Origin of the sequence: Haloferax sp. DFSO60, assembly GCF_046557615.1 — an archaeon.
GTDB lineage: Archaea > Halobacteriota > Halobacteria > Halobacteriales > Haloferacaceae > Haloferax.
In genome coordinates this window covers 1587637-1599869 of record NZ_JBKIII010000001.1, presented here as the reverse complement: position 1 = coordinate 1599869, position 12233 = coordinate 1587637, and the positions used below count along the sequence as shown (strand labels likewise).

12 protein-coding genes are annotated in these 12233 nt (G+C 59.3%); 5 read left to right on the top strand and 7 right to left on the bottom strand.

Annotation, left to right across the window (positions count from 1 at the left end; all coding sequences use genetic code 11):
- Window positions 1-35 precede the first annotated feature (35 nt).
- From ACK509_RS08620 to ACK509_RS08605, 4 genes are all read left to right on the top strand, one after another.
- Window positions 36-455, top strand: a complete 420-nt coding sequence (locus ACK509_RS08620) for a PPC domain-containing DNA-binding protein (protein WP_410766067.1) — start codon at window positions 36-38, stop codon at window positions 453-455.
- A 3-nt stretch (window positions 456-458) separates the two neighbouring features.
- On the top strand, window positions 459-4055 hold the full coding sequence (locus tag ACK509_RS08615) for a DNA polymerase II large subunit (RefSeq protein WP_410766066.1): 3597 nt from the start codon (window positions 459-461) through the stop codon (window positions 4053-4055).
- 211 nt (window positions 4056-4266) lie between these two features.
- Window positions 4267-4554, top strand: coding sequence for a rubredoxin-like domain-containing protein (locus ACK509_RS08610; RefSeq protein ID WP_410766065.1), 288 nt, complete (start codon window positions 4267-4269; stop codon window positions 4552-4554).
- A gap of 42 nt (window positions 4555-4596) precedes the next feature.
- Entirely contained in the window at window positions 4597-5493 is an 897-nt protein-coding gene (locus ACK509_RS08605) for a ketopantoate reductase family protein (protein ID WP_410766064.1), read from the top strand.
- 28 nt (window positions 5494-5521) lie between these two features.
- On the opposite strand, the gene ACK509_RS08600 is transcribed toward ACK509_RS08605, so the two are convergent.
- The 6 genes from ACK509_RS08600 to ACK509_RS08575 form a co-directional block, all read right to left on the bottom strand.
- Window positions 5522-7063 (bottom strand): sulfatase, encoded by a 1542-nt coding sequence (locus ACK509_RS08600; protein ID WP_410766063.1) that lies wholly within the window; start codon window positions 7061-7063, stop codon window positions 5522-5524.
- A gap of 99 nt (window positions 7064-7162) precedes the next feature.
- Window positions 7163-7531: a NifU family protein gene (locus tag ACK509_RS08595; protein WP_410766062.1), complete on the bottom strand. Its 369-nt coding sequence runs from the start codon at window positions 7529-7531 to the stop codon at window positions 7163-7165.
- A gap of 44 nt (window positions 7532-7575) precedes the next feature.
- The gene (locus tag ACK509_RS08590; protein ID WP_410766061.1) at window positions 7576-7893 is read right to left on the bottom strand and encodes a DUF5783 family protein; all 318 of its coding nucleotides are present in this window, start codon (window positions 7891-7893) and stop codon (window positions 7576-7578) included.
- Window positions 7894-8061: 168 nt separating this feature from the next.
- Complete coding sequence (locus tag ACK509_RS08585) at window positions 8062-8277, bottom strand: hypothetical protein (RefSeq protein WP_410766060.1); 216 nt, start codon at window positions 8275-8277, stop codon at window positions 8062-8064.
- Window positions 8278-8501: 224 nt separating this feature from the next.
- Complete coding sequence (locus ACK509_RS08580) at window positions 8502-8870, bottom strand: hypothetical protein (RefSeq protein WP_410766059.1); 369 nt, start codon at window positions 8868-8870, stop codon at window positions 8502-8504.
- 76 nt (window positions 8871-8946) lie between these two features.
- Window positions 8947-9714: a hypothetical protein gene (locus ACK509_RS08575; RefSeq protein ID WP_410766058.1), complete on the bottom strand. Its 768-nt coding sequence runs from the start codon at window positions 9712-9714 to the stop codon at window positions 8947-8949.
- Between the two features lie 220 nt (window positions 9715-9934).
- Between ACK509_RS08575 and ppk2 the strand changes: the two genes are divergently transcribed.
- On the top strand, window positions 9935-10765 hold the full coding sequence (gene ppk2 / locus ACK509_RS08570) for a polyphosphate kinase 2 (protein ID WP_410766057.1): 831 nt from the start codon (window positions 9935-9937) through the stop codon (window positions 10763-10765).
- Here the strand turns inward: ppk2 and ACK509_RS08565 are convergent.
- Entirely contained in the window at window positions 10762-12180 is a 1419-nt protein-coding gene (locus ACK509_RS08565) for a DHHA1 domain-containing protein (RefSeq protein ID WP_410766056.1), read from the bottom strand. The genes ppk2 and ACK509_RS08565 overlap by 4 nt on opposite strands.
- Window positions 12181-12233: the final 53 nt, after the last annotated feature.

The window sequence follows — 12233 nt, the reverse complement described above, 5'->3', positions numbered from 1 at the left end:
TCACATTTTAGTTCGGTTCGCTCGTGGTACGTTGCATGAACGCTCGAGCGGTATCGGTGAGCGAGGAGTTCCTCGCACGCCTCGAACATGGTGCGGACTGGCGCGAGGAAATCGAAGAGTTCTGCGCGCGCAAGGGAATCGAGTCCGCGTGGTTCAACGCGATGGGCGCGGTGCAGGACGCCGAAATCTGGTTCTACGACCAATCTGAGCAGGAGTACCAAGCAGTCACGTTCGACGAACCGCTCGAAGTCGCCTCGTGTGTTGGCAACGTCTCACTTCTCGACGGTGAGCCCTTCGCGCACACGCACGCAGTTCTCTCTCGTCGGAGCGGCCAGTCGCTCGCGGGACATCTCAACGCCGCGACGGTCTTCGCAGGTGAGGTGTACCTCCGTGCGTTCGACGAGCCACTCGAACGTGAGCACGACGACGTAACCGACCTGGACCTCTGGTTATAGGCCGTGCGCGACCAAGACGAGCGGTACTTTGCGCGAATCGAATCCCGCCTCGACGAGGCGTTCGAACTCGCACGCGCCGCCAAATCTCAGGGACACGACCCGAAGACCGACGTCGAAATCCCGGTCGCCAAGGACATGGCCGACCGTGTCGAGAACATTCTCGGTATCGACGGCGTCGCCGAACGAGTGCGCGAACTCGAAGGCGAGATGTCACGCGAAGAGGCGGCGCTCGCGCTCGTGACCGACTTCGTCGAGGGCAACGTCGGTGACTACGACTCCCGCGAGGGCAAAGTCGAAGGTGCGGTTCGGACGGCAGTCGCCCTGCTCACCGAGGGTGTGGTCGCCGCACCAATCGAGGGTATCGACCGCGTCGAAATTTTGAGCAACGACGACGGCACCGAGTACGTCAACGTCTACTACGCCGGTCCGATTCGCTCTGCGGGTGGGACTGCACAGGCACTCTCCGTACTCGTCGCCGACTACGCCCGCTCGCTGCTCGGTATCGACGAGTACAAAGCCCGAACCGACGAGGTCGAGCGTTACGTCGAAGAGATCAACCTCTACGACAAGGAGACGGGGCTTCAGTACTCGCCGAAGGACAAAGAGACCCGGTTTATCGCCGAGAACATGCCTATCATGCTCGACGGCGAGGCCACGGGCGACGAGGAAGTCTCGGGATATCGTGACCTCGAACGTGTGGATACCAACTCCGCACGCGGGGGGATGTGTCTCGTCATGGCAGAGGGAATCGCCCTCAAAGCCCCGAAGATTCAGCGCTACACCCGCCAACTCGACGAGGTCGAGTGGCCGTGGTTGCAAGACCTCATCGACGGCACCATCGGCAAGGACGACTCGGAGGCCGACAAACTGGACGAGAAAGCGGATGCAGACGAAGATGAAGTCGCTGCCGACGAAGGCGATGACGAACTCCCTGAGAGCGACGCACCCGAGGGCCCCGCCCGCGTCGAACCCGCGACGAAGTACCTCCGTGACCTGATTGCCGGTCGCCCGGTCTTCGGTCACCCATCCGAAGCAGGTGGATTCCGACTTCGGTATGGCCGCGCCCGCAACCACGGGTTCGCAACCGCGGGCGTCCATCCCGCGACGATGCACATCGTGGACGACTTCATCGCCACGGGGACACAAATCAAGACCGAACGTCCCGGGAAGGCAGGCGGTGTCGTTCCGGTCGATTCCATCGATGGGCCGACGGTCAGACTCGCAAACGGAGACGTCCGCCGCATCGACGACCCCGAAGAGGCGAAGAAACTCCAGAACGGTGTCGATAAAATCATCGACCTCGGCGAGTACCTCGTCAACTTCGGCGAGTTCGTCGAGAACAATCACGCGCTCGCTCCGGCCTCGTACGTCTACGAGTGGTGGATTCAGGACTTCGAGGACACCGATGTGAACGTCCAAGCACTGCGCGACGACCCGAACATCGACCTCGAAACACCGACTGTCGAAGACGCCCTCACGTGGGCACGACAGTACGACGCACCGCTCCACCCATCCTACACCTACCTCTGGCACGACATCTCGGTCGAACAGTTCGACCACCTCGCCGAGGCGGTTGCCGACGCTGAAGTCGTCGCCACGAAAGCAGATGGCGGTCGCGCCAGTGGCGTCGTCCCGAACTCGACGGACAACTCGGGCGAGACGCTCATCTTACCGAATACGCCGGAACTCTGCGAAACGCTCGAACACCTCCTCGTCGAACACCACCAGACCGACGACGAACTCCACATCCCAGTGTGGAAACCACTCGCGTTGTCTCTCGGTCTGTCGGACGACCGAACCCGAACGTGGACGCTGAGTAGTTTGACCGCGCGCGCACGCGAGTGGGACGACGGCAACAACGCCGTGGAGGCGGTCAACGAAGTCGCCCCATTCACGGTCCGAGAACGTGCGCCGACTCGAATCGGTGCCCGGATGGGCCGTCCCGAAAAGTCTGAACGCCGCGACCTCTCGCCTGCGGTTCACACGCTCTTCCCAATCGGCGAGGCCGGTGGCAGTCAGCGCAACGTCAGCGACGCCGCTCGAAAGTTCAACGATGCAGGCCAACGCGGGCAGGTTTCGGTCCAACTCGGTCGCCGAAAGTGTGGTGACTGCGGGACTGGAACCTTCAAGCCGAAGTGTCCGGACTGCGGCACGCACACCGAACCGCACTTCGAGTGCGACGACTGTGGAACCGTCATCGACCCCGACGAATCGGGCCGCGTCTACTGTGACCGATGTGAGCGCGACGTTCGAAGCGCCGCGTGGCAAGAAGTGGACCTCCGTGGCGAGTACCGCGACGCACTCGATGGTGTCCGAGAGCGCGAAGCGTCGTTCGAGATTCTGAAAGGCGTCAAGGGACTCACCTCCTCGAACAAGACGCCCGAACCAATCGAGAAAGGCATCCTCAGAGCCAAACACGACGTTTCGACGTTCAAAGACGGAACGGTTCGCTACGACATGACCGACCTGCCCGTCACGGCAGTCCGCCCGGAAGAACTCGACGTGACGGCGGGTCACTTCCGCGAACTCGGTTATAAAACTGACATCGACGGCGAACCCCTCCGATTCGACGACCAACTCATCGAACTCAAAGTCCAAGACATCGTCCTCTCGGACGGCGCGGCACAGCACATGATGCAGACTGCGGACTTCGTGGACGACCTCCTCGAACAGTTCTACGGCCTCGACCCGTTCTACAAAATCGAAGAGCGCGACGAACTCATTGGCGAACTCGTCTTCGGGATGGCACCCCACACGTCCGCCGCAGTCGTCGGGCGAGTTGTCGGATTTACGAGTGCGGCGGTTGGGTACGCACATCCGTACTTCCACGCCGCGAAACGTCGCAACTGTGACGGCGACGAAGACTGTGTCATGCTCCTCATGGACGGTCTCTTGAACTTCTCCAAGGAGTTCCTCCCCGACAAGCGCGGTGGGCAGATGGACGCCCCACTCGTGATGTCCTCACGTATCGACCCCTCCGAAATCGACGACGAGGCGCACAACATGGACATCGTCCGGCAGTACCCAAAGGAGTTCTACGAGGCCACCCTCGACATGGAGGGCCCCGGCGACTGGGAAGACGCCGTCACCATCGCCGAAGAGTTCCTCGGTACCGAACGCGAGTACACCGGATTCGACCACACCCACGACACCACCGACATCGCCGCTGGTCCCGACTTATCCGCGTACAAGACCCTCGGGTCGATGATGGACAAGATGGACGCACAGCTATTCCTCGCACGCAAACTCCGTGCGGTGGACGAAACTGACGTGGCCGAGCGCGTCATCGAGGGCCACTTCCTGCCGGACCTCATCGGAAACCTCCGCGCTTTCTCCCGTCAAGAGACGCGCTGTCTCGACTGCGGGGAGAAGTACCGGCGAATGCCGCTCTCCGGCGACTGCCGTGAGTGCGATGGGCGGGTCAACCTCACGGTTCACCAAGGGTCGGTCAACAAGTACATGGACGTCGCCATCGAGGTGGCAGAGGAGTTCGACTGCCGCGACTACACGAAACAGCGCCTCGAAGTCCTCGAAAAGAGTCTGGAATCTGTCTTCGAGAACGACAAGAACAAGCAATCGGGAATTGCGGACTTCATGTGACCGGCGGCGTTTTCACTCCGAATTTTCAAGCTGACTGCCATCTGTAGGGTTTTTCTCTTCACGTGTGGGGTTTCGTCGCTACTCTTGTCGCTCTACCTAGATTTCATATCGCACGATTTGGTTTATGGCCGGTGTGGGGTACGAATGTGGAATGTCTCTCAAAAGACGGTCAGCCGTTCGATTTACCCCGTTTCGCGTTCATTCTCTTCGCATGGCTGACAAACAAAAAGCGACAATCGGCATGTCAGTATATGCAGCAGATGGAACCGAACTCGGCCACATCCGCGGGTTCGACGAAGACGGCTTTTTCGTCACCACGCGCGAGGGACTCGCCGGACTCTCTATCGAACACGAGCGGGCAGGCCACGAGTTCGGCGAAGCCGAGTTGATGTGGCGGTGTTCGAACTGCGGCGAGATGGGCGACATCGAAGCGATGCCCGACTCGTGTCCCAACTGTGGCGTGGAGAAAGAGCAACTCTACTACTGGACCGAAGACTAATCGGTCACCCCGATTTTTATCGCCTGCAATCGACCCCCACGTATGCGTATCCTCGTCTTCGGGGCCGGGAGTCTCGGCACCCTCATTGGCGGTCTTCTCTCGACGACACACGACGTGACACTCGTCGGTCGCGACCCCCACGCCTCACAGGTCGAAGCCCGTGGCCTCGATATCGTCGGTGTGGAATCAGCGTACGTCACCCCGAGTGCAACGACGACCGAAACCGGCCACACCGCCGACCTCGCTATCCTCACCGTCAAATCGTTCGACACCGACGCGGCGACAGCGGCCCTCTCACAGTGCGACCTCGGCTGTGTACTCTCACTCCAAAACGGCCTCACCGAGGAACTGCTCGCAGACCGACTCGACGTGCCCGTTCTCGCTGGAACCGCCACCTACGGCGCACGACTCACCCAACCCGGCCGCGTCGAGTGTACCGGTGTCGGCCGAATCGTCCTCGGGGCGCTCGACGGCGGGACCGACCCACTCGCAGAACGAGTCGGCAAGGCGTTCCGCGACGTGAACCTCAACACGCTCGTCGCCACCGACATGCCTCGTCGTCGGTGGGAGAAACTCGCCGTCAACGCGGGCATCAACGCCGTCACCGCACTCGCTCGTGTCGAAAACGGCGCGCTCGCATCGGGTGACGCCGGGACGATTGCCCACGGCGCCGCACGAGAAACGGCTCGAATCGCTCGGCTCGAAGGCGTTCACTTGCCGAACCGCGTCGCCCGCGGCGCAATCGACCGCGTCATCGACAAGACGGCCGCAAATCGCTCGTCGATGTTGCAAGATATCGAGGACGGAAAACGCACAGAAGTGGATTTCATCAACGGCGCGGTGGTGGAGTACGCGAGAAAATACGACTTCGAGGTGCCGACGAACGAGACGCTCGCGGCGCTGTTGCGGGCGTGGGAAGCGGGACAGGGGCTTCGATAAAGGGACTTCGGTGGTTACCGAACGGCGGTTATTCGAGATACCCCAAGTCGCGGAGGCGCTGTTGTGCTTCGTCGTCCATCTGTTCGACCGAGTCGTCTGAGACGTCGGTTCCGAGCGCGTCAGTCCACGCGCCGCCGACGGCCGATTCGAACTTGCTGAGTGCGGATTCGACTTCGGCGATACGCTCGTTGTCCGAATCGGCGAGGTTCTCTTGTTCTCCGGGGTCGTTGTCGAGCAGGTAGGCCTCGTCCGCGATGCGGTCGATACGGGTGTACTTCGCGTCGGGGCGGCGTGCCGAACGCATCCGTGAGTAGAACCGCGAATCCTCTGGAATGACGATGTTCGCCTTGGCCGCCTTCTCTTCTAACTGCTTGAGTTCGACCACGGGACGCGAGTATTCGACGAACGCGTACTCGCCATCGAGTCGCTGGCCGGGGTCGTCGTTCGTCGCCTGTGCGAACTCGCGGTAGGTATCGGAGAGGAGCGAGCGTGTTCTATCGAGTTTGACGGACGTTTCGCCGGGCGATGCCGGGGTTCCACCCTCGACACCGAGTGCGTCGAGGACGGTGTGGTAGAGGTCTACGAGTTCGACCTGGTCCTCGCGTCGCCCCCCATCGAGGTTCGGGTGCTTGACCATCAGCGGGACGTTGATGAGCGGGTCGTACAGGCAGAACTCGTGGCCGTAGAGGCCGTGTTCGCCGTGGAGTTCTCCGTGGTCGGCACAGACGACGACCATGGTGTCGTCCCACTGGCCGGTCTCTTTCAGGTGGTCGAATAACCGAGTGAGTTGGTCGTCGATGTGGGCGATTTCGGCGTCGTAGAGGCCGCGAATGTCTTCCCACTCTTCTTCCTCGATTTCGTACGCTCCAGAGTTGTACTCCTTGGAATTCTGGCACACAGCGGTCGAGTCCACTCCGGGTGCGAACTTCTCGGCATACTTCTTCGGCGGGTGATACGGCAGGTGAGCATCCATCAGGTTGATGAACGCAAACGACTTGCCCGAGTTGTCAATGAAGTCGATGGTGTGGTCGATGACTGCGGGTGTCTTCGAGTCAGCACCTTCGCCCCCGGCGAGATATTCGTGGGCGGTGTTGCCGAGGCTGACGAGTTTGTCGGCCAGTGCCCGGAGCGTCTGATTGTCGTTCATCGTCTTCCAGGCTTTCGCCAGCGGCCCCGAGAGGAAATCACCGGGCATGACTTCGAAGAAGTTGTCCTGGTCGCCAAATCCGTCGGTCAGGTGCGTGTAGGGCGTAATCCACGCGTTCGAGGAGTAGCAGGCAGTGTCGTACCCCGCCGCAGAGAGGGTTTGGGCGAGCGTCGTCGCACCCTCCAAGTAGGGCCGTTCTTGGTCGGCACCGTGCTGACTCGGGTACATACCGGTAAAGAGCGAGGCGTGAACGGGAAGCGTCCACGGCGCGGGGGCGACTGCCTGCTCGAAGACCGTCGCCTCCTCGGCGAATTCGGCCAGTCCCGGCGTCGTCGGGCGGTCGTAGCCGTACGGCGTGAGGTGGTCTTTCCGGACCGTGTCCATGACGACAAAGAGGACGTTCTCGGGCGACTCGGCGGTCATACCTCTCTGTGTACGGTAGGGGTCGATAAAAGCGGTGTTCTCTCGTTTGTGAATAACGAGAACACAGTGTCGGCGATTGACTCTCGCCGTTGGGTTCGCTTAGAACGGTGCCTGTGGGCCTTCGTCGCTCTCGTCCGAGGAGGTCTCACCGGGGAACGATGGGCTCATGTCGCCGCCGCGGCTTGCGCCACCCATGTCGCCGCCGCCCATGCCGGTTTCGGCGTGGACTTCGTTGATTTCGGGGATTTCCTTGACCATGCGGGTCTTGATTGCCTGAATGGTCATCGGCGAGATGCCACAGCCGGAACAGGCACCACCGAGAAGGATGGTGACCTCACCGTTCTCGCGGTCGAGGTCGCGGATGGCGGCACTGCCACCGTGCATCTGAATCTGCGGGAAGTTGCGGCGGAGGAAGTTCACGACACGCTCTTTGAGGTCGTCTTCGCCGTCCTGCGTCTCCGTGCTCATGGGCGCGATTTTGGGGCGAGTGGGCTTAGGCCTTTGGTTCGATGTCAGGCTTCCACGCCGAACGTCCGGCGCAGTTGGGATTTGATCTCTTCGACGTAGCGGTCGAGGACTTCGTCGAGTTCGTCGTCGTCGATAGCGACCGCAGTCAGGCGCTCGTGCGGGTTCTCGGGCAGTTCGATGCGGAAGTCGCCGTCCTCGTAGAACGGTTCGGACTCGTTCAGAATCTGCTGGTCGATGCCGTGGATGAGCGTCGAGTCGAACTCGTCGTTCATCGTGTTGAACGCGTTCTTGTACGAACGCTGGAGTTGCGGGAAGTAGTGGACGTACTTGTCCTCGAACTTCTCCGGGTCGAAATCGGCCATACAGAGTGATTCCCCGGTGCCAGCAAAAAATCGGACGATTGGCTGGTGATGCTGTGGTCGCCGAAATCGATTCCATATCGCAGTATTTGATTTATGCGCTCAACACGCCAAATATCTAATTCTGCCGCTACACGTCGTGAGATGGCTGAAAAGTGGGAATGTGTGCGCTCACTCGATGAGTGGGCTGTCTGTGCGGACGGAACTGAGTTCGCTCGCCAGGTGTATCGACACGAGTTCGTTGATGAGTTCGTCGTATGACTCGCCCGGTTCGAGTAGCGAATCGAGTCGCGTGACCGTTCGCCGGTCGAGTTCGAGTGTCTCCGTTTCTATCATCGGCTCGTAGCCGATTGGGTAGTCGTATTTGTTTGATCTCGCAGTTGCCATCGTCATCCCCCTGACCGCGTGGCCAGTACCGTGTGATACACCAGCATGCCTTATGAGGATTTCGCGGAATGCGAGGGTGCTGAGCGGCCCTAATTACGGCAATCACTACCTCTGACCCACATGCTCTGAAGAAATAAACCATATAATGATATACAAAAACCAATCGAAGTGAATCAATCTCGGACGACAGCCACTTTTGACACCGATTCGAAGGAGAGGAAGCGTTAAACCGATTTTAACCCGCCGCTGAACGTTCCATCCGCAGAGATGGTGAGTAATACTAGGTTGTCCTTTTTCGAAGTTCCGCCTCGACCATACGGGACACGCACCGCTTCAGCACCCGGTATAGAGGCGATGACTTCGTAACTCGCAGAGAGGTCAAAATACTCGGGGTACCGCTTCGTGTCACCGGATTCGATGGGTATCTCTCCAGTTTTGCTCCCGGTTTTGATTTCCCCATTTTCTGAGTAGGATACAATTTCGATGTCGATGATATGCGGGAGGTCGTGGCCGTTCTCAATCAGGAGTGAGCCTGCAGGCTCCGACTGGAGTCGCTGACAACCAGATAGTAACGATATCCCACTTCCGAACACAGTAACGAACTGTCGTCGATTGATGTGGTGCATTTTCTGCTCCTATGAGTCAACTGGTGAAAAATTAGCTGGCAGGTTACGTGTCGCTCGAGTAAGCCTGTCTCGGTGAGTCCCACTTTTTCGCTTCGAGGCTTACTCCAATCGACATCCCACCGCTGCCATCGAAGCTAACTCCCGTGACTGAACCGCCAACCCAAGTGTGTTGGTAGTTCACGATTATCGACCTATTGGATATGTCTTCTGTCGGGGTGAGTTCGACGTCAGCCCATCCCTGGAAATTGATACCATCACCATCACCAGCGTAGTAGTGATGGGCGTCTTCATCGTTGAATTCCCATGCAACGTTGTTCGTTGTTGCGACTCGTTTGGAGGAGAACGAGTCACTCTCCCAGGTATCCCACACGATGTCGTAGTCCGAGTGTTCCCAACCGATTCCAACGATATCTTTGGGAGGGTAGCCGGTATCGTCGTAGTCGTTCCACGCGTCACTGAGATCACGTTCGACGTACCAATCGCCGTGAGCGTACGAAACTCCGTCTTGCGTGTACACAGACGCGTGAAGTGTCAGGTCGTCTCTCTCCACGCGTTCGATGCCTATCGCGCCAGCATCTTCACCGAAGGCGAACGTTTCGGAGTTCTGCTGTGCAATGCTGAACCCACGATTGAGGATGTATTCCTCAAACGGTCCTCTCTTACCGGTTTGTTCGCGGATTTTCAGGCCCTGTTTGTAAATCTCGCGTGGAGATGGACTCGCGGTAGCCTGGCCTCCTATCGACAATCCTGCAGTTGCGGTACCGATGGACTTTAAGACGCTTCTTCTATCAAACAAGCTGTCTTTCTCCATATCCAACTATACCGATTCGCTACATGCGAATATTATTAACTGAAAAACAAATTTGTCTAAACTAATTATTTATCTCAATATTGGTTGTAAATTTACACACCAGGTTTCAACACACCTGAATCCGCTGATTTCCCGAATCGGAATGACCCTTTTCAAACACAGATTGGTTTTCCGCTACTTCGCGCGCATGGTATTTGTTCACATAACACGTGTATAGTACATGACGAGTTCCGATGGCCAGTACAACAAGAAGGGTGTCCTGAAGAAGAAACGCTACAAGAAGGAACTGGCTGAACTGCAAGAAGAGCTAGTCAAGCTCCAGTACTGGGTTAAAGAGGAGGGACTTCGCGTCTGTGTCGTGTTCGAAGGCCGCGATGCCGCTGGAAAAGGCGGCGTCATCAAGCGAATCACCCGTCGCCTCAACCCGCGGGTCGTTCGCGTCGTCGCACTCGGCACGCCCACCGAACGCGAACAAGGTCAGTGGTACTTCCAGCGCTACGTCGAACACCTCCCGACCGAGGGCGAGATGGTACTCTTCGACCGAAGTTGGTACAACCGCGCCGGTGTCGAGCGCGTCATGGGTTTCTGTTCGGACGACGAGTACGAGGAGTTCCTTCGAACCTGTCCGGAGTTCGAGCGCATGCTCGTTCGATCCGGTATCATCCTCATCAAGTACTGGTTCTCGATAAGCAACGAAGAACAGGAACGGCGCTTCCAGAAGCGAAACAAAGACCCGAAACGACGCTGGAAACTCAGTCCCATGGACCTCGAAGCGCGTGCGAAGTGGGACGAGTATTCCGAAGCGAAAGACGTGATGTTCGAACACACGGACATCGAAGAAGCACCGTGGAACGTCGTCCACGCCGACGTGAAACGACACGCGCGACTCAACTGTATCTCACACTTATTGAATCAAATCGACTACGGAGACCTGACGCCCGGCCCAATCGAGTTACCACCGCGCCAAAACGACTCGGACTACGAGCGCCCGCCAATCGACTCACAAGATTGGGTTCCCGCACGGTTCGGGTCGAATCCGGTCGATTCCTAGCCTAACTGCTCGCCGACGATGCGGTCGGCTTCGGCGATGAACTCTTCGACCGTCCCGTTGGGAATCGTCGCGCCCGCAGCAACGTCGTGGCCGCCGCCATCGCCCCCGACTGCTCGTGAGGCTTCGCGCATGACCGCCGAGAGGTCGAGGCCATTTCTGACCATCACGTACGACCCACGTGAGGAGACCTTGACGTCGCCGTCTTCGTTTTCGGCGAACGCGAGGACGGGCACGCCGTTTTTCGTCGCATTCGTGCCGACGGCCATCCCGGCGACGATTCCCACGATGGTCTCTCGAATCTCGTCGCCCGCGTCGAACCACTGGAGGTTCTCTTCCACACGCACGCCGTGTTCTTTCACCCACTGCAACCCGTTCGAGAGGTTCATTCGGTGATTTTTGAGAAGGCGACGCGCACGGTCCAGCGCACGGTCGCGGTCGCCCAAACACACGGCGAGACCCACGTCCGCACGGTCGTAGCGGGCAGTCGCATTGAGGAGCGTCGAAAACTCGCTCACGTCGCGGAGTTCGGTCCCTTCGGTCTCGCGGGTGAGGACGTAGGTCGTCCCCACGAGGTCGTCGATTCGAGAGGCAGGGACGCCGCTGGCGATTGCCCTTCGCATGAGCGCGCTGGCGAGCCCTTGTCGCTCGTCGCCGGTGAGGTCCACCCACCGTTTCCACTCTCCCTCGTCGTCGCGACAGTCGATGTCGAGTTCGGTCAGGAACTCGATGCTTCCTGCTTCGTTGTTCGAGATACCGGGAATTCGAACGTCCGTAGCGTACTGGAGGAGTTTCGGCAGTGCCCGTGTCTGTCGTCCGTAGATGAGGAGGTCGGTTCCCTCTTCGACGACACCGGCTTCAACGCCCTCGGCGACGATTCCGGCGTTTGCGCCGTGTAATCCACCATCCGTATCTTGCATGTCACCGACCGCACCGACGACCGCGAGCGCGGCGAGGTCGCGGTTGTCTTGGTCTTCTCGTTCGAGCGCCCGCGCGAGAACGTAACTCGCACCTGCGCCCGACAACTCGGTCGCTCCGTTGAGGCCGAATCGGAGTGGGTTGAGGTGGAACTCGGTTTCGACCTCCTCGGCGGGTTTGTGGTGGTCGGCGATAACTGGGGTAAAATCGCCCGCGTCCTCGTGGTCGGCGATGATATCGAGTTGGCCGCTCCCAAAGTCCGTAAAGAGAACCGTCTCGTAGTCGGTCGCCGCAATCTCCGCAACTGCGTCGGCGTCGAGTTGGCGGCAGAACACCGTCTCGAACTGGATTCCGGCACGTTCGAGCGCGGTCGAGGCGACACCGGCGCTCGTCAGGCCGTCGGCGTCGATGTGCGAGGCGAGTAACACCCGGTCGGCCTCGTGGAGACGAGACGCACACGCCTCGGCGTGGTCGGTAAGTTCGGGAACGGGTCCGTCCATCTGTTCGATACTCACGTCGTCACCGGCATAAACGCTGGTTGTTTTCGTGCGAT